The organism is Flavonifractor sp. DFI.6.63 (assembly GCF_024462255.1).
Classification (GTDB): Bacteria; Bacillota; Clostridia; order Oscillospirales; family Oscillospiraceae; genus Lawsonibacter_A; species Lawsonibacter_A hominis.
Genome location: NZ_JANGBE010000014.1, coordinates 46,074 through 68,810, shown reverse-complemented (window position 1 = coordinate 68,810; position 22,737 = coordinate 46,074). Strand labels below are relative to the sequence as shown.

Below are 22,737 nucleotides of genomic sequence, written 5' to 3'. Positions count from 1 at the left end.
GGAATATGTGGCCGAGCCACCCTGCGTCCTGCCGGCGCCGCAATTTCGCCCCATATTATCCGCCGGTTGGCGCGGGGGGCGCAGCCGAACCGTTAGGGCACATCCTCGCCATACCACAATTGGGTCATATATAACCCGCCGGGAGGGACTGTGGGTCCGGCGGCGGTGCGGTTGCGGCCGGACAGGATGGCCGGTACGTCATCGGGGGAGAATTTGCCCTCGGCGGCGTAGACGCAGGTGCCCACCATGGCCCGCACCATGTTATAGAGAAAGCCGTCGGCACAGACCCGGCAGTCGATCTGATCGCCCCTGCGCGCAACGGTAAAGTAATGTACCGTGCGCACGGTGGAGCGCACCTCGGTGCCCACCGACTGGACGGCCTTGAAATCATGGGTACCCACGAAGTGGGCGGCTGCCCGGGCCATGACGGACTCGTCCAGATGCTTGGGATAGAACCATACCCGGTCCACCAGAAAGGCGTTGCGGATACGGGAGTTGTAGATGCGGTAAGTGTACTCCTTTTTCAGGCAGGAGCCGATGGCGTTGAACGCGCTGCTTACCTCGCCGGCCCGGACCACCACGATATCCTCGGGCAGGCGGGTATTCACCGCCAGGGGCAGCCGGTCGCAGGGGATGCGGGAGCTGGTATGGAAGTTGGCGATATAGGTTTCGGCATGGACGCCGGCGTCGGTGCGGCCTGCCCCGGTGCATTTGACCGGATGGCCCACCACCTGTGCCAGAGCTTTTTCCAGCGTCTCCTCCACAGAGACGGCGTTTTTCTGGACCTGCCAGCCGTGGTAGGCGGTGCCTACATACATCAATCGTAACGCAATATTCCTCATAGCGGTTTAAGCTCACATTAATTTTTTCTAAAATTAGAGGTCTGGGGATCGTTCGAGGCTTGGAACCGGAACCGGTTCCAAGACCGACGCCCATTCGTCCTTCCGCGGGCATTCAAACAGGCGCCCGGCGCGGCGGCGCGGGGGTGGCCGCACCGAGGAGCAAGGACTCGCCGGTTGGCGTTTGCACAAGCTCCCAAACAAGGATCTAAAGCCCGAACTGCCGCAGCACGCCTACCAGCACGCACAGAGCCGCGCTGCCGGCCAGTACGGCCACGTCGGCGCCCCGGAAGCGGAGCACCCGCAGGCGGGTGCGTCCCTCGCCGCCGTGATAGCAGCGGCACTCCATGGCCACCGCCAGCTCGTCGGCCCGGCGGAACGCGGAGATGAACAGAGGCACCAGCAAAGGCACCAGGGCCCGGGCTTTCTGCATCAGGCTGCCCGTGTCGAAATCGGCCCCCCGGGCCTTCTGGGCGGACATGATCTTGTCGGTCTCTTCGATCAGCGTGGGGATAAAGCGCAGGGCGATGGACATCATCATGGCCAGCTCATGGACGGGGACTCGGATGGCCTTCAGGGGTCCCAGCAGCTTTTCCAGCCCGTCGGTGAGCAGGATGGGGGAAGTGGTATAGGTCAGCAGGAAGGTACAGGCGATGAGCATGGCGATGCGCAGGATCATATAAACGGCCGCCCAGATGCCCTCCGGATAGATCTTGAAGATCCAGAAGGCGGCCAGGGGCTCCCCCGCTCCGGGGGTGTAGAACAGGTTGAGCACGGCGGTGATGATGATGATGACCAGGATGGGCTTCATCCCGCGCAGGATGGTCTTCAGCCCCACCCTGGATACGGCGATGAGCGCGGCCAGAACGGCCAGCAGGACGGCGTAGCCCACGATGCCCTTGGCCAGGAACAGCGCCACGATATAGGCCACGGTGCCCAGCAGCTTGGTACGGGGGTCCAGCCGGTGCAGCAGGGTGTTTCCGGGGAAATACTGGCCCAGCGTGATATCCTTGAGCGCCATTTACACCGCCCCCTTCCGCCTGAGCGCGGCCAGCACCGCGCACTTGGCCTGCTCGATGGTGTAGACCGAAGGGTCGATGTCCACGCCGAGGGCCTTCAGCCGGTGGAACACCCGGGTCATGGCGGGCACGCCAAGCCCCATGCGCTCCAGCTCGTCCCCGTGGGCAAACACTTCCCGGGGGGAGCCGGAGAAGGGGATGCGCGCGTCGTCCACCACCACCAGACGGTCCACCGTCCGGGCCACTTCCTCCATGGAGTGGGAGACGATGAGGATGGTGGCGTTTTTGGCGGTATGGTAGTCGTGGATGTTCTGCAGGATGTTCTCCACACCCACCGGGTCCAGCCCGGCGGTGGGTTCGTCCAGAATGAGCACGGAGGGCTCCATGGCGATGACGCCCGCGATGGCCACCCGGCGCTTCTGGCCGCCGGAGAGCTCGAAGGGGGACTTCTCCAGCACCTCGTCCTTCAGGCCCACAAACTGGGCGGCCTGCCGTACCCGGCGATCGATCTCCCCCGCGTCCAGCCCCATATTCCGGGGGCCGAAGGAGATGTCCTTGTATACCGTCTCCTCAAACAGCTGGTACTCCGGGTACTGGAAGACCAGCCCCACCTGGAAGCGGGTCTGCCGGGTGCGCTCCTTGGTTTCCCAGATGTCGCGCCCTTCAAACAGGACCCGGCCGGAGGTGGGCTTCAGCAGGCCGTTGAGGTGCTGGATGAGGGTGGATTTGCCCGAGCCGGTGTGGCCGATGATGCCCAGGTACTCTCCGCGGTAGGCGGTGAAGTCCACGTCCACCAGGGCGCCCCGTTCGAACGGGGTACCGGCCGAGTAGATATGACAGAGCTTTTCCGTCTGAATGATCGGTTCCAAATGGCTTCATTCCTTTATCAATTGGTGCATCCCCCGCAGGGTAACGCCCGCGCGGGCCGTCCGGCCGGGCGGCCCGGTCCTTATTGCAGCAGCCGGTACAGCGCCTGGGCGCACTCCTCGTCGGAAAGCGCGTCCAGGGGAACGTCCACGCCCGCCTGGCGCAGCTGCCATAAAAGCTCGGTGGTCTCCGGCACCGTCAGACCAACGGACTTGAGGGCCTCCACCTGCCGGAAGACCTGACGGGGCGGGCCGTCGGAGACGATCTTGCCCTTGGCCATGACCACCAGCCGGTCGGCCATGGCGGCCTCGTCCATGTGGTGGGTAATCAGCACCACGGTGACGCCGCTGGTGCGGTTAAGTGCGCGGATGGTCTTCATGACCTCGCTGCGGCCGATGGGGTCCAGCATGGCGGTGGGCTCGTCCAGCACGATACACCGGGGGCGCATGGCGATGACGCCCGCGATGGCCACCCGCTGCTTCTGACCGCCGGAGAGCAGATGAGGGGCATGCTCCCGATATTCGTACATGCCGACCTGCCGCAGGGCCTCGTCCACCCGGCGGCGGATCTCCTCGGAGGGCACGCCCAGATTCTCCGGGGCAAAGGCCACGTCCTCCTCCACCACGTTGGCTACGATCTGGTTGTCCGGGTTCTGGAACACCATGCCCACGGTGCGGCGGATGTCCAGCAGAGCGTCCTCGTCGGCGGTATCGATGCCGCTGACGTATACCTTGCCCCCGGTAGGGAGCAGGATGGCGTTCATATGCTTGGCCAGGGTGGATTTGCCGGAGCCGTTATGCCCCAGCACGGCCACGAAGGACCCCTCCGCGATTTCCAGATCTACCCCGTCCAGCACCACCGGAGGGACGGACCCCTCGTCGGCGGCGTAGGAAAAGCGGAGCTGCTGCGTTTTGATAATGGACTGACTCATATGCATTCCCTCCGATTCAGCCGCATACCCACCGCCCCGTGGCGCCGCAGGGCAGGGAAAGGCCAGTGGCGGTAACGGGCAGGCCAAGCTCCTGGCTCTCGGTGTGGCCGCCGTACCTGCGGGACACGATGGTCTCCAGCAGATAGGTGAGCACCGAGGGGGAGAGGCCGGTGGTATAGGAGTTGATGAGAAAGAAGATGGGCGCGTCGGAGAGCACCTGGGCCGCCAGCTCCAGAAAAAGGGGCAGGTTTTCCTCCAGCTTCCAGATCTCCCCGGATGGGCCGCGGCCATAAGAGGGCGGGTCCATGATGACCGCGTCATACCGGCGTCCCCGCCGGATCTCACGCTCCACGAATTTGCCGCAGTCGTCGACGATCCAGCGGATCGGCGCCTGCTCCAGGCCGGAACTTTTGGCGTTTTCCCGCGCCCAGGAGACCATGCCCTTCGCCGCGTCCACATGGCACACGCTGGCCCCCGCCGCCGCGCAGGCGATGGTGGCCGCGCCGGTGTAGGCGAACAGGTTGAGCACGCTCACCGGCCGGCCGGCGGCGCGGATGGCCTGCATGGCGAAGTCCCAGTTGGCGGCCTGTTCGGGGAACAGACCGGTATGCTTGAAATTCATGGGCTTTATGTTGAAGGTCAGCGCGCCATAATCCAGCGTCCACCGCTCCGGTAGGTCCTTCTTGACCCATGCGCCCCCGCCGGTGCTGGAGCGCTGATAGCGTCCGTCGTGCCGCTTCCAGCCGGGATGGCTGCCCTCCCGCTGCCAGATGGCCTGGGGATCAGGCCGCACCAGCAGGTATTTGCCCCAGCGCTCCAGCCGCTCGCCTGCGCCGCAGTCCAGCAGTTCATACTCGTTCCAGTGATCTGATCGCCACATACGCGCCCCTCGCCTTAATGTTGTCATAATCATCCTATTATATCATTGTGTTCCGAACCAGTCAATTGGAAGAAATGATTGTACTGTCCGGGAAATTGTGATAAAATAGACACGATTTTTGTAGAGAAAGGGTGTTCGCCATGAGCGCCGGAGAGTTGCAGTTCCGCACCGCCGCCTTTGGAGGCTTCCAGAAGCAGGACGTGTTGGACTTTATCGATAGCCGCAGCCGGGAGCAGCAGGAAAAGCTGGAGGCCCTCAAGCGGGAACTTGAGGAGGGCGCCAAAGCCCGGGCGGAGCTGGAGGAGGAACTGGCCGCCGCCAAGGACCGGGTCGAGTGCCTTGCCGCCGAGGGGGAGGCGTTGTCCGCCCAGCAGAAACAGGCGCAGGAGCAGGCCGAAGCACTGCGTGCCGAGCTGGAGCAGACCCGCGCACGGGCCGAAGCGGCCGAGCGCGGCCTGGCCGACGCCCAGGCGCGGCTTGCCAAGGCGGAGCCCGCCGCCGCAGCCTATGAGAGCGTGAAGGACCGCACCGCCGGTATGGAGCTGGAGGCCCACTGCCGGGCCGAACAGGTGGAGGCTGAGGCGGCCGAGCGGGTCAAAAAGATGCGGGAGCAGGTGGAGCACTGGCTGGGCCGGGTCCAGAACGAGTACGACCGCCTGCGGACCAGCATGGACGCCACCCTGTCCCATGCGGGCGGGGAACTGGAGCAGGTACGCGGTATGCTGGACGGCCTCTCGGCGGAGCTGGAGCGGCAGGACGAGGCGCTGGAAGGCCTCGCCGAGACCTGCCGGACGGAACTGGGTCCCCGGCCGCCCCGCCCGCTGCCTCTGGACGCTCAATAAGGAGCGGCAGAGGGCTGTTGCGGGCGGCCGTCCTCCGCAACGGGAACGCAGGACAATCGGAGCGCAGGGGGACTGTTTGACAGATGGAAAAAACGGGCGGCCGCAGGCCGCCCGTTTTCTGTATGTTGCAGCGCGTAGGGTTCACAGCATCCGTTTGAGATACTGCCCCGTATAGGAGGCGGCGCATTGCGCCACCTCCTCTGGAGTTCCCGTTACCACAATGCTTCCGCCGCCGTCGCCGCCCTCGGGACCCAGGTCGATGATGTGATCGGCGGTTTTGATGACATCCAGGTTGTGCTCGATGACGACTACGGTGTTGCCTGCGTCCACCAGCTTTTGCAGCACCTCAATCAGCTTGTGGACGTCGGCGGTGTGCAGGCCGGTGGTGGGCTCGTCCAGCACGTAGATGGTGGAGCCGGTGGAGCGCTTGGAGAGCTCCGTGGCCAGCTTGACCCGCTGGGCCTCGCCGCCGGAAAGGGTGGTGGAGGGCTGGCCCAGCTTTACGTAGGAGAGCCCTACCTCATACAGTGTCTGAAGTTTGTTGTACAGTTTGGGCAGGTGCTCAAAGAAGGGGAGAGCCTCCTCCACCGTCATGTCCAGCACTTCATAGATGTTTTTGCCCTTGTAGCGGACCTCCAGAGTCTCCCGGTTGTACCGCTTGCCCTTGCACACCTCGCAGGGCACATAGATATCGGGCAGAAAGTGCATCTCGATCTTCAGCAGCCCGTCGCCCTGGCAGGCCTCGCACCGCCCGCCCCGCACGTTGAAGGAGAAGCGCCCCGGGCCGTAGCCCCGGCTCTTGGCGTCGGGAGTGGAGGCGAACAGATCCCGGATATCGTTGAACAGTCCCGTATAGGTGGCCGGGTTGGAGCGGGGCGTGCGGCCAATGGGGGATTGATCGATGGCGATGATCTTATCCAGGAATTCCTCGCCCTCGATGCGCTCGTGCTTCCCCGCCCGGCATTTGGCGTGGTTCAGGTCGCAGGCCAGCTTTTTATAGAGGATCTCGTTGACCAGGCTGGATTTGCCCGAGCCGGATACGCCGGTGACACAGGTGAAGGTGCCCAGGGGGATGGACACGTCCACCTGGTTCAGATTATTTTCCGCCGCGCCCCGGATGATCAGAGACCTGCCGCTGCCGCTCCGCCGCTGGGCGGGAACGGGGATCTTCTTCCGGCCGGACAGGTAGTCGCCGGTGAGGGAGCCGGGGGCGTTCATGATCTCCTCGGCGGTGCCGCAGGCCACCACCTCGCCGCCATGGACGCCCGCGCCGGGGCCGATATCCACGATATAGTCGGCCGCGCGCATCGTGTCCTCGTCGTGTTCCACCACCAGCAGGGTGTTGCCCAGATCCCGCAGGTGCTTCATGGTGTCCAGCAGCATGTCGTTGTCCCGCTGGTGCAGGCCGATGGAGGGCTCGTCCAGAATATAGAGCACGCCCATCAGGGAGGAACCGATCTGGGTGGCCAGACGGATGCGCTGGCTTTCGCCGCCGGAGAGGGTGGCCGCCGCCCGGCTCAGGGTGAGGTACTGCAGGCCCACCGACCGCAGAAAGCCCAGGCGGGACTTGATCTCCTTCAGGATACGTTCCGCGATGAGCATTTTCTGGGCGGAGAGCTCCAGATGTTCTACGAAGTCCAGGGCCTCCGTGACCGGTTTCTGACAGAAATCATGGATGCTGATGCCGCCCACGGTGACCGCAAGAGCCTCTTTCTTCAGCCGTTTTCCGCCGCAGTCGGGGCAGGGACGCTGGCTCATGCACTCCTCCAGCTCCCGGCGCATACCGTCGCTCTGGGTTTCCCGGTAGCGGCGCTCCAGATTGTTCACCACGCCTTCGAACGCCTGGTACAGGGTCCCCTGCCCGTTGCCGCGCTCGTAGGTCAGCTTGAGTTTTTCCCCCTGGGTGCCGTAGAGGATCCGATCCAGGATCTCCGCGGGCAGCTCTTCCACCGGCGTGCTGAGCTTGAAGCCGTACTTTTTGGCCAGGGCGTCAAAGTACATGCGGGAGATGGAATCGCCCTTGATGTTGTTCCAGCCGGAGGCGGTGATGGCCCCCTCCAGGATGGAGAGCTTTTTGTTGGGGAGGATGAGGTCCGGGTCCACCTTCAGCTGTGCGCCCAGTCCGGTGCAGGTGGGGCAGGCGCCGTAGGGATTGTTGAAGGAAAACATGCGGGGCGTGAGTTCCTCAATGGAGATGCCGCAGTCCTCACAGGCATAATTTTGGGAAAACAGGATATCACGGTCCTCGTTCACGATGTTGAGGATGACCAGGCCGCCCGCCAGGGCGGAGGCGGTCTCCACACTGTCGGTCAGGCGGCGGGCGATGTCCTGCCGGATGACCAGCCGGTCCACGACCACTTCGATGTTGTGCTTCCTGTTCTTGTCCAGCTTGATCTCCTCGCTCAGGTCATACAGGGAAGCGTCCACCCGTACCCGGACATAGCCGGACTTGCGGGCGTCCTCAAAGAGCTTCTGGTGTTCCCCCTTCCGGGCGCGCACCACGGGGGCGAGCACCTGTACCCGGGTGGCTTCAGGCAGGGCCATCACCTGGTCGATGATCTGGTCGATGGTCTGCTGCTGAATCTCCTTGCCGCACTTGGGGCAGTGGGGCGTGCCTACCCGGGCCCACAGAAGGCGCAGATAGTCGTAGATCTCGGTGACGGTACCCACGGTGGAGCGGGGGTTTTTGGAGGTGGTCTTCTGGTCGATGGAAATGGCGGGGGACAGGCCGTCGATATAGTCCACGTCGGGCTTCTCCATCTGACCCAGGAACATGCGGGCGTAGGAGCTGAGGGACTCCACGTACCGGCGCTGGCCCTCGGCATAAATGGTCTCAAAGGCCAGGGAGGACTTGCCGCTTCCGGATACGCCGGTGAGCACCACCAGCTTGTCCCGCGGAATCTCCACGTCGATGTTTTTCAGATTGTTTTCCCGTGCGCCTTTGACGTAAATGTGGTCGAGCATAATCGTTGGGTTCTCCTTTGTGACGACAGTCGGCCCCGGCGGGCCGGATTTCGAAGCGGGATTAAAACAGATAGTACCACAGGGCCCAAAGCAGGATGCCGGCCCCAAGCAGGCCGGCAAGGACCCGCAGCCGCCGGGGCGGCCGGGGCCGGGCGGCCACGCAGAGCAGGGCAAAAGACAGCAGGCCGGTCAGGAAGGGGCCCCAGATCGCCAACAGTATGCCCAGCTGCTCCAGGACGGGCGCAGGGCCGGCCAACCGCTCAGTAACCAAAATCCTTGGCCACCCCGCCCAGCATGTCCCGGATGGGCAGACCGTAGGGGCAGCGGCGCTCGCAGGCGCCGCACTGGACGCAGGAGCCCGCGTGGTAGCGCAGGGCCTGATAGCGCTCCCGGGCCCAGTCCGCCAGTCCGTACCGGCGCAGGTAGTTGGCCAGCAGGAAATTGGTGGGGATATCGATGCCGTTGGGACAGGGCGCGCAGTAGCCGCACCGGCGGCAGAAGGTGGAGCCCAGGGTCTTGCGGATGGCCTCGGCCTGCGCCTGCTCCGCCGCGGTAAAGGGGGCGGAGAGGTCTACGGCGGCGTTCCGGGCCACTTCCTCCGGCGCGCCCATCCCCGCCAGGATCACGTCGCATACCCCGGCGGCGGCGATGAAGCGAAGGGCCAGGGCGGCGTCCTCCAGATTGCCCCCTGCCAAGGGCTTCATGGCGATGGTGCCGATCCCCCGTTTTTGGGCCTGGGCGAGCACGTCGTGCCCCTGGGTCTCCACGATATTATAGGGAAACATGACCGTTTCAAGACGGTCGCCGTATTCCTCCACCAGGCGGCGCAGGGCGTCTGCGCTGTGGGTGGTCACGCCGATATGCCCGATCTTGCCGGCGGCCTTGGCTTCCGCCAGGGCGCGGTACGCCCCCTCGGGGCCGAATGCCCGGTCAAAGTCGCGCTCCGACAGGTTGTGGAGCTGGTAGAGCTCGATATGGCCGGTACGCAGGTCTGCAAGGCTGGCGTCGATGTCCTTCTGCATGCCGGCGTAGTCCCGGGACATGCTTTTGGTGGCCAGGATGAAATGATCCCGGCGGCCCTCCAGCGCCGCGCCCAGGTAGTCCTCCGAGACGGTATAGCCCCGTGCGGTGTCGAGAAAGTTGACGCCGTGTTGTTCCAGTTGATCCACCACCGCGCGGGTGTTGGCCGCGTCGGCGCGCTGGATGGGGATGCCCCCAAAGGAGAGCCGGGAGACGTTCAGTCCGGTTTTACCTAAAATAACAGATTGCATGGCGGAACCCTCTTCTTTCTGAATGGAAGCTCACTCGCCCCGGAGCTTGACGATCTTATCGCGGAGAATGGCGGCATATTCGAATTCCAACAGTTTGGCGGCTTCCCGCATCGCCCCGCGCGGCGTCCGCCGCCCGGGGATCCCCGAATGCACCTGACGTGCTCGGGCCGAGTAAATCGGCCCTGCGCCAAGGGTTTGCCTGAGGCAAAACGCTTGTGCGGCGCAGGCGCCGCCCCGCTGTGCGGGGCCCCAAAGAGCTGCGGGAAGCTTACTCGCCCCGGAGCTTGACGATCTTATCACGGAGAATGGCGGCATATTCGAATTCCAACAGCTTGGCGGCTTCCCGCATCTCTTTTTCCAATTTGGCGATGGCCTCCATGCGCTGCGGTTTGGTGAGCGAAAGCGCGTCGGGGTCGTACTCCCTGGAGGAATCCTCCCCCTGAGACAGGTCGATCACGTCCCGGACGCTCTTGATGATGGTTTTGGGGACGATGCCGTGGGCCTGGTTGAATGCATCCTGTTTGGCGCGCCGGCGCTCGGTCTCATCGATGGCCCGGCGCATGGAGGGCGTGATCTTGTCGGCATACATGACCACCATGCCCTCCGCGTTTCGGGCCGCGCGGCCGATGGTCTGGATGAGGGAGGTCTCGCTGCGGAGAAAGCCCTCCTTGTCTGCGTCCAGAATGGCCACCAGGCTCACCTCCGGCAGGTCCAGTCCCTCCCGCAGCAGGTTGATGCCCACCAGCACGTCAAATGTGCCCAGGCGCAGGTCGCGGATGATCTCCATGCGCTCGATGGTGTCGATATCGTGGTGCATGTAGCGGACCTTGATGCCTGCGTTTTTCAGGTAATTGGTCAGGTCCTCCGCCATCTTTTTGGTGAGGGTGGTGACCAGTACCCGCTCGGCGCGCTGGGTGCGCTCGTTGATCTCCCCGATCAGGTCGTCGATCTGCCCCTCCACCGGGCGCACCTCGATCCTTGGGTCCAGCAGGCCTGTGGGCCGGATGACCTGCTCCACGATCTGCCCCGAGCGGGAGCGTTCGTACTCGCCGGGCGTGGCGGAGACGTAGACCACTTGATGGAGCCGCTTTTCAAACTCCTCAAATTTCAGAGGCCGGTTGTCGAAGGCGCAGGGCAGGCGGAAGCCGTAGTCCACCAGGGTCGTCTTGCGGGCGCGGTCGCCGTTGTACATGGCCCGCACCTGAGGCAGGGTCACGTGGGACTCGTCAATGAAAAGCACAAAATCTCTGGGGAAATAATCCAGCAGAGTGTGGGGGGGAGAGCCCACCGGGCGGCCCTCGATGACCCGGGAGTAATTCTCGATCCCGGAGCAGTAGCCCAGCTCCTGCATCATCTCCACGTCGTACATGGTGCGCTGCTTGATGCGCTGGGCCTCGATGAGCTGGTTGTTGGCCTCGAAAAAAGCCACCCGCTCCTCCAGCTCCCGGTAGATCTCCTGAACGGCGGTGTCCATTTTTTCCTTGGGCGTGACGTAGTGCGTGGCGGGCCAGACGGGGATGTTCTCCAGACGGCGGATGGGCGCGCCGGTGACGACGTTGATCTCGCTGATGCGGTCGATCTCGTCCCCAAAAAACTCCACCCGGATGGCGGAGTCCTGCCAGTAGGCGGGAAAGATCTCCACCGTGTCCCCCCGCACCCGGAACATGTTGCGCTCAAAGGCGATGTCGTTGCGTTCGTAGCGGATGGCGATGAGCTTTTTCAGCAGCTCATCCCGCTCCATCGCGGCCCCCACCCGGAGGGAGACCATCATTTTAGCAAAGTCCTCCGGCTCGCCCAGGCCATAGATACAGGAGACCGAGGACACCACGATCACGTCCCGCCGCTCCATCAGAGAAGCGGTGGCGGACAGGCGCAGCCGGTCGATCTCCTCGTTGATGGCGGAGTCCTTCTCGATAAAGGTATCCGTATGGGGAATATAGGCCTCGGGCTGGTAGTAATCGTAGTAGGACACAAAATACTCCACCGCGTTGTGGGGAAAGAATTCCTTGAATTCGGCGCACAGCTGGGCGGCCAGGGTCTTGTTGTGGGCCAGCACCAGGGTGGGACGCTGGACGGCCTCGATCACCTTGGCCATGGTAAACGTCTTGCCCGAGCCGGTGACGCCCAGAAGCGTCTGCTCGTTCAGCCCGTTTTCCAGTCCTGCGGCCAGCGCTTCGATGGCCTCCGGCTGGTCGCCCGCCGGAGTATATTCGCTGACCACTTCGAATTTCGGCATGCCGCCCCCTCCTCCCGTCCGTATTCGTACATCCATTCTAGCAAAACAAATGTTCTATTGCAAGCCTTATTTTCAGGCTTCCTCGGTTTTGTAGAAGCCGCTGTCCCGGAGGGAGACCATGTCGTCATCCACAAAGACCAGATGATCGCACAGCGTCACCCCGACCTGTCCCAGTATGCCCTGCAGGCTGTAGGTGGTGGCGATGTCGTCCTCCGAGGGAAACGCCAGCCCGGAGACGTGATTGTGGGAGAGCACCACCCGAACGGCGTTCAGGGAGAGCGCCGCCTCCACGATCAGGCGGGTGGTCACCGCCACGGCGTTCACGTTGCCTTCGCCGATCTTGCGTACCCCCAGCACCTTCTGCTTGCCGTCCATGCACAGCAGATAGACCTGCTCGTTCCGCGCCCCGAAGAAATAGGGGCGCAGGATGGGATAATAGTCCCGGCTGCCCTGGGCGACCACGTCCATACGGGTGCGCCCCGCCAGATAGCGGCCGGAGAGCTCCTTTGCCGCCCTGAAGAGCACGGCGGCGTGCGTCCCCACGCCGGGGACCTTTTGCAGCTGCTCCGGCGTTGCGTCCAGTACGCCCGCCAGGGAGCCGAATTGCTCCAACAGGGTATGGGCCAGCGGGTTGGTGTCGCTTCGGGGGTTGGCGTAGAACAGCAGCAGCTCCAGCAGCTTGTGGTCGGGAAAGGAGTCCGGCCGGGCCAGAAACTCCATTTTCAACCGGCTGCGGTGACCGTCGTGAGCGCCCATACCGGACCTCCTCTCCATAGGATAACCCAAAATCAGCCTCTGGCGCCGTACTGCTCCAGATAGGCTTCCATGCGGGCCTTCACGGCGTCGTCAATAACGATTTTGCCGTCCACGGGGCGGTTGTGGAGGAAGGAGAGGATCTCCCGGACGGTGACGATGGGGTACACGGCGATGCCGTAGTCCTCCCGCAGCTCGTCCAGGGTGGAGCAGTCCCGGGTGCCGCGCTCCATCCGGTCCACGGAGACGATGAGGGCGCGCATCTTCACGTCGGCCACATGTTTGAACAGCTCGATGGACTCCCGCACGGCGGTACCCGCGGTGACCACGTCCTCTACGATGACGAGCTTGTCCCCGTCCTGGGGCTTGTAGCCCACCATGCAGCCGCCCTCGCCGTGGTCCTTGGCCTCCTTGCGGTTGAAGCAGTAGGGCAGATCGCGGCCGTAATTGCGGTACAGCGATGCGGCGGCGGACACCGCCAGGGGGATGCCCTTATAGGCGGGGCCGAACAGGCAGTCCGCCCCGTCGGGCAGGTTCTGCTGGATACAGGCGGCGTAGTAGTCCCCCAGCTTGGCGGCCTGGGCGCCGGTCCTGTAGTTGCCGGTGTTGATAAAGTAGGGGGTACTGCGCCCGGATTTGGTGGTGAAGTCCCCAAAGGTGAGCACGCCGGAGCGCACCATAAAGGTAATGAATTCTTCTTGATAGGTCATAGCGGCCAGCCCCTTTTCTCAAATGAAGTCGAAATATTATATCACTGGGCGCAGGCGGGGACAAGAGGAAGTTGGACGTTCGGCAAAGCGGCTTTTGCCGTCCTGCCGGGAGGCCGTTTCTGCAGCGTATACGCCGCCGCAGAAACGGCCTCCACTTTCTTGCGCCGCAGAAACGGCGAGACGCTGCAGGACTTTTTCTGCAGGCGGAAGGTTGAGCGGGGTTTTTCACAAAAACTTAATGTTATCCGGGCCGGACTTATGATACAATAAACTCCGCTGAGCAAACCGCGGTGCGGCTTATCCGCGCGGCGGCCGCGCCATAGCCTTACGGGTATGGTGCGCAAGCCGGTGCCAGCACGTCTGAGAGGTGTTCTGCGTGAATCTGCTGCAATGGCTGACGGACAGCCGGCTGGGGGAGATGGTCTTTACCCTGCTGGTCTCCATGATCCCGGTGATCGAACTGCGGGGCGGCGTCCCCTTCGGCACGGCGCTGGGCCTGCCCCCCTGGGCGGCCCTGTGCGCCGCGGTGGTGGGCAATCTGATCCCCGTGCCGTTCATCATCGTCTATATCCGCCGGATCTTTCTGTGGCTGCGCCGCCGTTTCCCCAAGCTCAACCGCCTGGTGGACAAACTGGAGCGCAAAGCCCATTTGAAGGGCCGCAAGGTGAGCAAATACAAATATCTGGGGCTGTTTGTCTTCGTGGCCATCCCCCTGCCGGGCACCGGGGCCTGGACGGGCGCGCTGGCGGCGGCCTTCCTGGACATGCCCCTGCGCCGTGCGCTGCCCTCCATCTTTTTGGGCGTGGTCACCGCCGGGCTCATCATGACGCTGGCCACGGGGATGGTGGTGGCTACCATCCACTGAGCGCCCGGCGGCTGTCATTGCCGCGCCCTCCGGCATAGAATGGTCTGGAGGTGAGGGCGTTGAATCCCATTTTGGAGGTAGTGCTGGTCCTGCTGGCGGCGGCGGGGCTGCTGGGACTGGGCTGGGTCCTGTTCGGCCGGCTGGTGTGCCCTGTGGGGAGCGGCGGCGTGTACGCCGTGATCCCCGCCAGCGGCGACGGGGCCAACCTGGAGCAGGATGTGAGGGGGCTTTTGTGGCTGCGGGGCGGCGAGCTGGCGCGGTTCACCATTGTGATCGCCGACGGCGGGCTGAACGCCGCGGGCCGGGCGGCGGCCAGCGCTCTGCTGGCCCGGGACCGGGGACTGGTGGTCTGCCCCATGGAGCGTTTGTCCGAGTACATAGGGAGCCGGTGAATCGCGCTGCCCGGCACGGCGCGGAGCCGTGCGCTCCCGTCCGGAGCGCACGGAACGATCTGCGGCCGCTCCGGCCTGCTGCGGTTTTTGCCCTGCCGGCCGCAGCCGCTCCCGCCGGCCCGCGCAGGCGGGTGGGGGCGGCGCTTTTCCGGGGTTCGACAAATCGGCCTTCCGGTGTTACAATCTTCTGAGTGGGGGCTGTCTTCGTTTTGCGCAGTCCCTGGAAAGGAGAGGGCGGCCCATGCAGGAGGCGGAATGGAATCTCATCGAGGGGACCGTGGAAGCCGTGATCTACCAGAACCGGGAGAACGGCTATACGGTGCTCAAGCTGGACGCGGGGGAGTCTGGGGGCGTGACGGTGGTGGGCTGTCTGCCCGGCGTGGCCCCCGGCGAGCGTATCACGGTCCGGGGGACCTGGATGCGCCATGCCTCCTATGGAGAGCAGTTCAAGGCGGAGACGGTGGAGCGGCGCATGCCCGCCGGAGAGAAGGCCATTTTTGAGTATCTCGCCTCCGGCGCGGTCCGGGGGATCGGCGCGGCCACCGCCCGGCGGATGGTGGAGGAATTTGGGGCCGAGGCCCTCACCGTTCTGGAGGAGCATCCGGAGCGGCTCACCGCCATCCATGGCGTCACCCGCAAGCGGGCGTTGGCGATGGGGGAGAACTTCCGGCTTCAGATGGGCATGCGCCGCCTGCTGGAATTTCTGGGCGCGCACGACGTGCCGCTCCAGCTGGCCATGCCCCTGTACCGCCGCTATGGCGACCAGGCGCTCGAGGCGGTGCGGGCCAATCCCTACTTGCTGGTGGACGGGGAGTTGGGGGTGGCGTTCGCCACGGCCGACAGCCTGGCGCTGGACCTTGGCATGGAGGGGGACGACCCCCAGCGCATTGAGGCGGGGCTCCTGTTCGAGCTGACCCACAATCTGGACAACGGGCACACCTTTCTGCCCCGGCGCAAACTTCTGTGGGCCACCGCGCAGCTCATCGGCGTGGAGGAGGAGGCCCTGGAGGACGGCCTGGAGGCCCTTCTGGAGCGGGGCGAGGCGATCCAGGAGCCGGTGGCGGGAGAGCAGGCCGTCTACCTCCGCGACCTGTACGAGGCCGAGCAGTACGTCGCCTGGCGCATCCGCAGCCTGGCGGAGGGCGAGCTGGTCCCTCCCCCCGGGCTGGACCGGCTCATTGGGAAGATCCAGAGCGAGCAGGGCATTGTTTACGCCCCTCAGCAGCGTCAGGCCGTGGAGCTGGCGGCGCAGCGGCAGGTAATGCTGCTCACCGGCGGCCCCGGGACCGGAAAGACCACCTCCCTGCGGGGCGTGCTGGCGCTCTTTGAGGCGCTGGGCCTGGAAACGGCACTGGCCGCTCCCACCGGCCGCGCGGCCAAGCGGCTGGGAGAGCTGTGCGGCATGGAGGCGGCCACCATCCACCGCCTGCTGGAGACCCAGTATGACCCCCATTCCGGCCGTCTGGTCTTCGCCCACGACGAACAGGACCCCCTGAAAGCGGACGCGGTCATTGTGGACGAGACCTCTATGGTGGATATCACCCTGATGCGGGCGCTGCTGTGCGCCCTGCGGGACGACTGCCGGCTGATCCTGGTGGGGGACGCGGACCAGCTGCCCAGCGTGGGACCGGGCAATCTGTTTTCCGACCTCATCCGCAGCCGGGCGGTGCCCATGGTGCGCCTGACCGAGATCTTCCGTCAGGCCGCCGAGAGCGCCATCATCCGCAGCGCCCACGGGGTCAACCGGGGCGAGCTGCCCGATCTGCGGGACAATAAGGGGGACTTTTTCTTCCTGCGCCGGAAAGAGCCTCAGCGGGCGGCCGAGACCATCGTGGAGCTGGTGCGCACCCGCCTGCCCAAGAACATGGGCATCCCGCCGGAGCAGATCCAGGTGCTCTCGCCTACCCGCAGGCGCCAGGCGGGCACCGCGGCTCTCAACCGTGCCATCCAGGCGGCGGTCAACCCGCCGGGCGAAGGAAAACCGGAGCGCCGTTTCGGGGAGTCGATCTTCCGGGAGGGCGACCGGGTCATGCAGGTGCGCAACAATTACGACGTGATGTGGCGGGAGAAAAACGGCCTGAGCTCGGGCATGGGCGTGTTCAATGGGGATATCGGACGGGTGGAGACGGTGGATAACCGCAGCGAGACCATCACCGTGGACTTTGAGGGCCGGGTGGTGGAGTATACCCCCGACATGCTGGGAGAGCTGGAGAGCGCTTACGCCATCACCGTCCACAAGGCCCAGGGCAGCGAGTATCGGGCGGTGATCCTGGCCGCCTGCGACGGCGCGCCCATGCTGCTCACCCGCGGGGTGCTCTACACCGCCATCACCCGGGCCCGGGAGCTGCTCATCATCGTGGGCGACGAGGAGGTGGTGGCGCGCATGACCGCCAACGACCGCCAGCAGCGGCGCTACTCCGGACTGCGCTGGCGTCTGGCCGGGGGGACGGCGTGAGCGGCTGGAACCATGGCCTTGCCGCTGTTCGGGACAGGCCGCGGCCTATGGCGGACAGGAAGCGTCCGCCCGGTACGGCGCTGTCTTGGAAACGAGGGAAATCTACAAATTTTGCGCCGTAAAAATGCGCTAAGAATAAACTAAAAGCTTATGCAGACGGTATGCTTTGCTTACCTGAGGATGAGGAGAGGCAGAACATATGGAAAAGACCAATCACCTGAGTATCCGCACGGACAAGGCCCTTCACGACAAGATCCAATACGTGGCGGCCTACGAGGGCCGTTCGATGAGCGGACAGATCCTCTACCTGATCCAGAGCTGTATCCGGGAATTTGAAAAGGAGCACGGGCCCATCCCGCCGGAGGATGGGAAATGAACGGCCCGGCGCGGCTGCTGCTGGACCTCCTCTTCCCGCCCCGCTGCGTGTTCTGCGGCAGGGTGCTGGCCGCGCGTGAGCGGGACCTGTGCGCCCAATGCCGGCGGACGCTGCCCTGGCTGGAGGGGGCGGATGCGGAGCAGGACGGGGAATGGTTTGCCCTGTGTGTCTCGCCCCTGCGGTATCAGGGGGCGGTGCGGGATTCCCTGCACCGGTACAAATTCAAGGGGCGGCAGGCTTACCACCGGGCTTACGGCAGGCTGCTGGCCCAGTGTGTCCGCGACCATCTGGCGGACCGGTATGACCTGATCTCCTGGGTGCCGTTGTCCCGGGAGCGCCGGCGCGAGCGGGGCTACGACCAGGCCTTCCTGCTCTGCGCCGCCGCGGCGCTGGAGCTGGGGGATGTGGCGGTGGAGACGCTGCGCAAGGGCCGGGATACCGCCGTGCAGTCCCGGCTGGAGGGGGAGGCGCGGCGCCGGGCCAATGTGCTGGGCGCCTATGCCGCGGTGGAGCCGGAGCTGGTGCGGGACAAACGGGTGCTGCTCGTGGACGACATCATCACCACCGGTTCCACCTTCTCCGAATGCGCCAGAGTGCTGCGCTCAGCGGGGGCGAAGGAGGTGCTCTGCGCGGCGCTGGCGCGGGCCCGGTAAGGTTTTTCGGGATTTTCGGTAAAATGGCGTTGAAAAACCCCGCGTACAACTGTATAATATAAGGGATTAGCTATGAGATTATGGGATAAAATAAAACAAAAGCTTTCAAGACTTCGAGGTGCAGGTATGTTCAGTAAGGATATTGGCATCGACCTGGGTACGGCGTCCATCCTGGTCTATGTGAAGGGCAGGGGCGTGGTCCTGCGGGAGCCCTCCGTGGTCGCCATCGACAAAAATACGGGCAAGCTGCTCAAGGTGGGCGCCGAGGCCCAGCAGATGCTGGGGCGTACCCCCGGCAATATCGTCGCCATCCGGCCCCTGCGGGAGGGCGTCATCTCCGATTACGACATGACCGAGCGGATGCTCAAGGAGTTTATCCGCAAGGTGACCTCCTTCCGCCTGTTCAAGCCCCGGGTGGTCATCTGCGTGCCCTCCGGCATCACCGAGGTGGAGGAGCGCGCCGTCATTGACGCGGGCATCCAGGCCGGCGCGCGGCGGGTGTACCTCATCGAGGAGCCTGTGGCGGCCGCCATCGGCGCGGGCATCGACATCGCCAAGCCCGATGGTCATATGATCGTGGACATCGGCGGCGGCACCACCGACATCGCCGTCATCTCCCTGTCCGGCATCGTGGAGTCCACCTCCATCAAGATCGCCGGCGACCAGTTTGACGAGGCCATCGTGAAGTACATACGGCGCAAGCACAATGTACTGATCGGTGAGCGCACCGCCGAGGAGCTGAAGATGCAGATCGGCTGCGTGTTCCCCCGGCCGGAGGAGCAGACCCTGGAGATCAAGGGGCGCTGCCTGATGACCGGGCTGCCCCGGGTGTTTACCGTATCCTCCAGCGAGATGATCGAGGCCTTCGAGGAGGTCTCCACCCGCATTCTGGAGGCCATCCACGGCGTGCTGGAGCGCACGCCCCCCGAGCTGGTGGCGGATATCTCCACCAACGGCATCGTCATGACCGGCGGCGGCAGCCTGGTCTGGGGCTTTGACAAGCTGATCGAGTCCCACACCGGCATCGAGACCCATGTGGCCGACGACGCGATCTCCTGCGTGGCCTACGGTACCGGAAAAAGCCTGGAAAACGTCAGCGACATGCAGGACGGCACCATCAATCTCTCCCGGCGCAAACAGATGAACTAGGCGGCCGGCGCCGCCTTCCAGAGGGGGCGCAGTCCCCCTGGTTAGGAAAAGAGGGACCAGCCCGCGGGCTGGTCCCTCCGTTTTACAGCGTTTGTTTCAGATCTCCGGGCCTGTGAGCTCTTCGCCCACGGTATAGATGTCCCCGGCCCCCACGGTGAGGATCAGATCGCCCGGCCGGGCGAGGGCCTTCAAGTGTTCGGCCAGCTCCGGCAGCGTGGCGAAGTACCGGCTGCCCGGGATCCTGGCCGCCAGATCTTTGGAGGAGATGCCGATCTCGTTGGTCTCCCGGGCGGCAAAGATCTCCGCCAGCAGCGTCAGGTCGGGCTGCTTGAGCACCTCCACGAAGTCGTCGAACAGGGCCTTGGTGCGGGAGTAGGTGTGGGGCTGGAAGGCGCAGATGATCCGCTCATAGCCCAGACGCCCGGCGGTGTCCAGCAGGGCGCGCAGCTCTCCGGGGTGGTGGGCGTAGTCGTCATAGACCTCCGCGCCGTGGTAGGAACCCTTGTGTTCGAAGCGCCGGCCTGCGCCCCGGAAAGCGTTCAGCCCGTCGGCCACGGCCTGAGGCGGCACGGCCAGCGCGATGGCGGCGGCGGCGGCGGCCAGGGCGTTTTTTACGTTGTGCAGTCCCGGCACCCGCAGGGAGACATGGGTAAAGATCTGTTCCCGCCACATCACGTCGAAGCAGGGCAGGCCCTGGTCCCAGACCAGGTTGGCGGCATGTACGTCTCCGTGCTCCAGACCGAAGGTGCGCACGGCGCGCGTTTCTCCTTCCAGCGTGTGCATGGTGTTGGCGTCGTCGGCGTTGGCCACGATCACGCCGCCCTGGGGGACCCGGTCGGCGAAGGCGCGGAAGGAGTGCTCCACATCCTCCAGATCGCGGAAAAAGTCCAGATGGTCGGCCTCAATGTTCAGAATGACCGCCACGGTGGGGTAAAAGGAGAGGAAGGAGTTGCAGTATTCGCAGCTCTCCAGGATGATGGTGTCCCCGCGGCCCACCCGATGGCCCGCGCCCAGCAGGGGCAGGGTGCCGCCGATCATGACGGTGGGGTCCAGCCCGGCGGCCATGATGATGTGGGTGCACATGGAAGTGGTGGTGGTCTTGCCGTGGGTGCCCGAGATGCACAGCGCGTTTTTGTAGCTGCGCATGATGGAGCCCCAGGCCTGGGCGCGTTCAAAGATCGGGATACCCAGGGCGCGGGCCCCGGCGATCTCGGGATTGTCGTCATGTACGGCGGCGGTGCGGACGACCAGGTCCGCGCCCTCCACGCTCTTGGCCCAATGGCCGATGGTCACGGGAATGCCCAGAGAGCGCAGATGGGCCACCGCGGCGCTCTCATGCAGGTCGGAGCCGGTAATGATCATCCCCATGCCCTTGAGCACCTCGGCCAGAGGGGACATGGATACCCCGCCGATGCCGACCAGATGGGCCCGGCGGCCGGGAACGATGAAATCATGAATGCTGGTTGCTGCCATAGGGTTTACACGCCCTCTTTTCAAGTTTATAATGGTTACGAATCATATATTATAAACCATTATAGGCGAATAGCAAGGAAAAGATACCAAAAGGCGGTGAAAAAATGAGGAGCTGGCCCATTCCGGCCGGGGTGGCCGCCCTGCTGGATACCCTGCGGGGCGCGGGCTGCGAGGCCCATCCGGTGGGGGGATGCGTGCGCGACCTGCTGTTGGGGAGGACGCCGGGGGATTACGATGTGTGCACCTCCGCCCGGCCGGAGCAGGTCATGGCGCTGTTTCCCCGTACCCTTCCCACGGGCCTGCGCCACGGAACCGTCACCGTCCTGACGGAGAGCGGGGCGGTGGAGGTGACCACCTTCCGGCGGGAGGGCGGCTACGCCGACGGGCGGCGTCCGGACGGGGTGCGCTTTGACGTTGGACTGGCGGAGGATCTCTCCCGCCGGGATTTCACCGTCAACGCCATGGCGCTCTCGACGGAGGGGGAGGTGATCGATCCCTCCGGCGGGCAGGCGGACCTGGCCCGCCGCCAGATCCGCTGCGTCGGGGACCCCGACCGGCGCTTTGCCGAGGACGCGCTGCGGATGCTGCGGGCGGTGCGTTTTGCCGCCCAGCTGGATTTTTCGATCGAGGACGCCACCCTGGCGGCCATACGCCGGAACGCCGGCCGGACGGCCCGGGTGTCCGGGGAGCGGGTCAAGGCGGAGGTGGAAAAGATCTTGCTCTCCGACCGCCCGGAGCGGGCGGGGCTGCTGCTGGAGCTGGGGCTGCTGGAGCACCTGTATCCGGTCCGGACGGCCCCGGACCTGTCCGGACTGGGGGCGGCGCAGGCGGCTCCCGGCCCCCGCTGGCGGGCCTTCTGCGCAGCGACCGGATTTCCCATCACCGCTCTGCCCGTATCGCGCGCCCTGCGCCGCTGCGTGCTCCACCCCGAGGCGGAACAGGTGAAACAGCTGGCGCTCTCCGGCGGAGAGCTGGAGAGGCTGGGGCTGGAGGGACCTCAGATCGGCCGCATGCAGCGGCGGCTGGCCCGGTATCTTCTGGAGCATCCGGGGGAAAATGAACGGGAACGGCTGTTGCAGGTGGTCAGGGAGTGGCGGTATGGACGAAACGGTCTATGAATTTGACGCGGTGCTGCAAAAGGTGCCGGAGATCGACGGGGCCTATGTGGAGTTTCCATACGATGTCCGGGCCGTGTTTGGGAAAGGACGGGTCAAGGTGCACGTCACCTTTGACGGGATCCCCTACGACGGGAGCCTGGTGCGCATGGGCACGCCGGCGCACATCGTGGGAGTGCGGAAGGAGATCCGGGCCAAGCTGGGCAAGAAGCCGGGCGACACGGTCCGTGTGACGCTCCGGGAGCGGGCATAGCATGGACTGGAAGGCCCGCCCTCGGCGGCTGAAGCGCGATATCCCGGCCCAGCGTGTCGAACAAGCCTCGCAGCGTTTCGCGCCCGTGCCCAAGCCTGCAGAGCAGGCACGGAAATATCCTTGGGGTGCAGGCGCGAAAGGGGCGTAATCCGTTTTCTGCCGCGGCGCGTACGTGGCAGAAAACACTGCTCAGCCCGTGAGTGCGCTCCCTGTCCGCCTTTGGCGGACAGGGAGCGCACTCACGGGCTGCATCCTTCTCGAGAAAGCGGCGCAGCCACTTTTTTGAGAGCCTGAGGGCGGGACAGGGGTCCCGCCCTCGCCGTTGCCGCCGATTTGCCGGGGACAGGCAAGATGGACCGTCCGCCCGCATAGAGATTAGGGACGGGGAGGGCGATGGGATGGAACGGGGCAAGAAGCGGGAAGGGCTGCTGGAGAAGACGGCGGAGGTCTTCGACCTGCCCGGCGACGTAGTGGCGGGGCTGCCCCGCATCGAGATCACCGGAAGCCGGGAGCTGCGCATGGAGAACCACAAGGGCATCCTGGCCTATGGCGCCGACGAGATCCATGTCTCCGGCGGCAAGCTGGTAGTGAAGGTGCATGGAACGGGGCTGGAGCTGCGCTCCATGAACGCCAGCCAGTTGCTCATTACCGGCGACATCCATGGCGTGGATCTGACCTGAGGGGAGGGGACGGC

The 22,737-nt window shown here is 64.8% G+C and carries 22 protein-coding genes; 10 read left to right on the top strand and 12 right to left on the bottom strand.

The features are described 5' to 3' along the window. Window positions 1-92: 92 nt before the first annotated feature. From truA to NE547_RS09355, 5 genes are all read right to left on the bottom strand, one after another. Complete coding sequence (truA, locus tag NE547_RS09375) at window positions 93-842, bottom strand: tRNA pseudouridine(38-40) synthase TruA (protein ID WP_186906329.1); 750 nt, start codon at window positions 840-842, stop codon at window positions 93-95. Window positions 843-1,047: 205 nt separating this feature from the next. Next, a complete protein-coding gene (locus tag NE547_RS09370; RefSeq protein ID WP_256175581.1) occupies window positions 1,048-1,860 on the bottom strand; it encodes an energy-coupling factor transporter transmembrane protein EcfT in 813 nt (270 codons plus the stop codon). Next, window positions 1,861-2,727 carry an energy-coupling factor transporter ATPase gene (locus NE547_RS09365; protein ID WP_186906327.1) on the bottom strand — a complete coding sequence of 289 codons (867 nt, stop codon included), beginning with the start codon at window positions 2,725-2,727 and terminating at the stop codon, window positions 1,861-1,863. A gap of 80 nt (window positions 2,728-2,807) precedes the next feature. Next, window positions 2,808-3,656: an energy-coupling factor transporter ATPase gene (locus NE547_RS09360; RefSeq protein WP_186906326.1), complete on the bottom strand. Its 849-nt coding sequence runs from the start codon at window positions 3,654-3,656 to the stop codon at window positions 2,808-2,810. Window positions 3,657-3,672: 16 nt separating this feature from the next. After that, window positions 3,673-4,536 (bottom strand): class I SAM-dependent methyltransferase, encoded by an 864-nt coding sequence (locus NE547_RS09355; RefSeq protein ID WP_186906325.1) that lies wholly within the window; start codon window positions 4,534-4,536, stop codon window positions 3,673-3,675. A gap of 140 nt (window positions 4,537-4,676) precedes the next feature. Between NE547_RS09355 and NE547_RS09350 the strand changes: the two genes are divergently transcribed. Then, entirely contained in the window at window positions 4,677-5,378 is a 702-nt protein-coding gene (locus NE547_RS09350; RefSeq protein WP_256175579.1) for a hypothetical protein, read from the top strand. 141 nt (window positions 5,379-5,519) lie between these two features. On the opposite strand, the gene uvrA is transcribed toward NE547_RS09350, so the two are convergent. The 6 genes from uvrA to pyrE form a co-directional block, all read right to left on the bottom strand. Continuing rightward, window positions 5,520-8,342 (bottom strand): excinuclease ABC subunit UvrA, encoded by a 2,823-nt coding sequence (gene uvrA / locus NE547_RS09345; RefSeq protein ID WP_256175577.1) that lies wholly within the window; start codon window positions 8,340-8,342, stop codon window positions 5,520-5,522. Between the two features lie 61 nt (window positions 8,343-8,403). Further along, on the bottom strand, window positions 8,404-8,613 hold the full coding sequence (locus NE547_RS09340; RefSeq protein ID WP_256175576.1) for a hypothetical protein: 210 nt from the start codon (window positions 8,611-8,613) through the stop codon (window positions 8,404-8,406). Then, window positions 8,603-9,613, bottom strand: coding sequence for an aldo/keto reductase (locus tag NE547_RS09335; RefSeq protein ID WP_186906322.1), 1,011 nt, complete (start codon window positions 9,611-9,613; stop codon window positions 8,603-8,605). The genes NE547_RS09340 and NE547_RS09335 overlap by 11 nt, the downstream gene beginning before the upstream one ends. 268 nt (window positions 9,614-9,881) lie before the next feature. Continuing rightward, window positions 9,882-11,849, bottom strand: a complete 1,968-nt coding sequence (gene uvrB / locus NE547_RS09330; protein WP_256175574.1) for an excinuclease ABC subunit UvrB — start codon at window positions 11,847-11,849, stop codon at window positions 9,882-9,884. Window positions 11,850-11,921: 72 nt separating this feature from the next. Further along, a complete protein-coding gene (locus NE547_RS09325) occupies window positions 11,922-12,605 on the bottom strand; it encodes a RadC family protein (protein ID WP_256175573.1) in 684 nt (227 codons plus the stop codon). Between the two features lie 32 nt (window positions 12,606-12,637). Continuing rightward, window positions 12,638-13,312, bottom strand: coding sequence for an orotate phosphoribosyltransferase (gene pyrE, locus NE547_RS09320; protein WP_256175572.1), 675 nt, complete (start codon window positions 13,310-13,312; stop codon window positions 12,638-12,640). 376 nt (window positions 13,313-13,688) lie between these two features. Between pyrE and NE547_RS09315 the strand changes: the two genes are divergently transcribed. From NE547_RS09315 to NE547_RS09290, 6 genes are all read left to right on the top strand, one after another. Continuing rightward, on the top strand, window positions 13,689-14,177 hold the full coding sequence (locus tag NE547_RS09315) for a COG2426 family protein (RefSeq protein ID WP_369807580.1): 489 nt from the start codon (window positions 13,689-13,691) through the stop codon (window positions 14,175-14,177). A 59-nt stretch (window positions 14,178-14,236) separates the two neighbouring features. Then, window positions 14,237-14,569 carry a hypothetical protein gene (locus NE547_RS09310; protein ID WP_256175570.1) on the top strand — a complete coding sequence of 111 codons (333 nt, stop codon included), beginning with the start codon at window positions 14,237-14,239 and terminating at the stop codon, window positions 14,567-14,569. 241 nt (window positions 14,570-14,810) lie between these two features. Continuing rightward, window positions 14,811-17,024, top strand: a complete 2,214-nt coding sequence (locus NE547_RS09305; RefSeq protein ID WP_256175568.1) for an ATP-dependent RecD-like DNA helicase — start codon at window positions 14,811-14,813, stop codon at window positions 17,022-17,024. Between the two features lie 199 nt (window positions 17,025-17,223). After that, window positions 17,224-17,400 carry a hypothetical protein gene (locus tag NE547_RS09300; protein WP_186906316.1) on the top strand — a complete coding sequence of 59 codons (177 nt, stop codon included), beginning with the start codon at window positions 17,224-17,226 and terminating at the stop codon, window positions 17,398-17,400. Beyond that, window positions 17,397-18,053 carry a ComF family protein gene (locus tag NE547_RS09295; protein WP_186906315.1) on the top strand — a complete coding sequence of 219 codons (657 nt, stop codon included), beginning with the start codon at window positions 17,397-17,399 and terminating at the stop codon, window positions 18,051-18,053. Before NE547_RS09300 ends, NE547_RS09295 begins: the two co-directional genes overlap by 4 nt. A 126-nt stretch (window positions 18,054-18,179) precedes the next feature. Then, window positions 18,180-19,202: a rod shape-determining protein gene (locus NE547_RS09290; RefSeq protein WP_186906314.1), complete on the top strand. Its 1,023-nt coding sequence runs from the start codon at window positions 18,180-18,182 to the stop codon at window positions 19,200-19,202. Between the two features lie 96 nt (window positions 19,203-19,298). Here the strand turns inward: NE547_RS09290 and murC are convergent, their stop codons facing one another. Next, window positions 19,299-20,675: a UDP-N-acetylmuramate--L-alanine ligase gene (gene murC, locus NE547_RS09285; protein WP_186906313.1), complete on the bottom strand. Its 1,377-nt coding sequence runs from the start codon at window positions 20,673-20,675 to the stop codon at window positions 19,299-19,301. A 104-nt stretch (window positions 20,676-20,779) separates the two neighbouring features. Here murC and NE547_RS09280 point away from each other — a divergent pair, with 104 nt between their 5' ends. The 3 genes from NE547_RS09280 (at window position 20,780) to NE547_RS09270 (ending at window position 22,723) form a co-directional block, all read left to right on the top strand. Next, complete coding sequence (locus tag NE547_RS09280; protein ID WP_256175565.1) at window positions 20,780-21,793, top strand: tRNA nucleotidyltransferase; 1,014 nt, start codon at window positions 20,780-20,782, stop codon at window positions 21,791-21,793. Next, window positions 21,774-22,043 carry a DUF1905 domain-containing protein gene (locus NE547_RS09275; protein ID WP_186906311.1) on the top strand — a complete coding sequence of 90 codons (270 nt, stop codon included), beginning with the start codon at window positions 21,774-21,776 and terminating at the stop codon, window positions 22,041-22,043. The genes NE547_RS09280 and NE547_RS09275 overlap by 20 nt, the downstream gene beginning before the upstream one ends. A gap of 398 nt (window positions 22,044-22,441) precedes the next feature. Next, window positions 22,442-22,723 carry a YabP/YqfC family sporulation protein gene (locus NE547_RS09270; RefSeq protein WP_186906310.1) on the top strand — a complete coding sequence of 94 codons (282 nt, stop codon included), beginning with the start codon at window positions 22,442-22,444 and terminating at the stop codon, window positions 22,721-22,723. The last annotated feature ends 14 nt before the right edge of the window (window positions 22,724-22,737 follow it).

Coding starts and splice junctions, on each gene's coding strand:
- truA (WP_186906329.1), bottom strand. CDS start 842: ATGAGGAATATTGCGTTACGATTGATGTATGTAGGCACCGCCTACCAC.
- NE547_RS09370 (WP_256175581.1), bottom strand. CDS start 1,860: ATGGCGCTCAAGGATATCACGCTGGGCCAGTATTTCCCCGGAAACACC.
- NE547_RS09360 (WP_186906326.1), bottom strand. CDS start 3,656: ATGAGTCAGTCCATTATCAAAACGCAGCAGCTCCGCTTTTCCTACGCC.
- NE547_RS09355 (WP_186906325.1), bottom strand. CDS start 4,536: ATGTGGCGATCAGATCACTGGAACGAGTATGAACTGCTGGACTGCGGC.
- NE547_RS09350 (WP_256175579.1), top strand. CDS start 4,677: ATGAGCGCCGGAGAGTTGCAGTTCCGCACCGCCGCCTTTGGAGGCTTC.
- uvrA (WP_256175577.1), bottom strand. CDS start 8,342: ATGCTCGACCACATTTACGTCAAAGGCGCACGGGAAAACAATCTGAAA.
- NE547_RS09335 (WP_186906322.1), bottom strand. CDS start 9,613: ATGCAATCTGTTATTTTAGGTAAAACCGGACTGAACGTCTCCCGGCTC.
- uvrB (WP_256175574.1), bottom strand. CDS start 11,849: ATGCCGAAATTCGAAGTGGTCAGCGAATATACTCCGGCGGGCGACCAG.
- NE547_RS09325 (WP_256175573.1), bottom strand. CDS start 12,605: ATGGGCGCTCACGACGGTCACCGCAGCCGGTTGAAAATGGAGTTTCTG.
- pyrE (WP_256175572.1), bottom strand. CDS start 13,312: ATGACCTATCAAGAAGAATTCATTACCTTTATGGTGCGCTCCGGCGTG.
- NE547_RS09305 (WP_256175568.1), top strand. CDS start 14,811: ATGCAGGAGGCGGAATGGAATCTCATCGAGGGGACCGTGGAAGCCGTG.
- NE547_RS09300 (WP_186906316.1), top strand. CDS start 17,224: ATGGAAAAGACCAATCACCTGAGTATCCGCACGGACAAGGCCCTTCAC.
- NE547_RS09295 (WP_186906315.1), top strand. CDS start 17,397: ATGAACGGCCCGGCGCGGCTGCTGCTGGACCTCCTCTTCCCGCCCCGC.
- NE547_RS09290 (WP_186906314.1), top strand. CDS start 18,180: ATGTTCAGTAAGGATATTGGCATCGACCTGGGTACGGCGTCCATCCTG.
- murC (WP_186906313.1), bottom strand. CDS start 20,675: ATGGCAGCAACCAGCATTCATGATTTCATCGTTCCCGGCCGCCGGGCC.
- NE547_RS09280 (WP_256175565.1), top strand. CDS start 20,780: ATGAGGAGCTGGCCCATTCCGGCCGGGGTGGCCGCCCTGCTGGATACC.
- NE547_RS09275 (WP_186906311.1), top strand. CDS start 21,774: ATGGACGAAACGGTCTATGAATTTGACGCGGTGCTGCAAAAGGTGCCG.
- NE547_RS09270 (WP_186906310.1), top strand. CDS start 22,442: ATGGAACGGGGCAAGAAGCGGGAAGGGCTGCTGGAGAAGACGGCGGAG.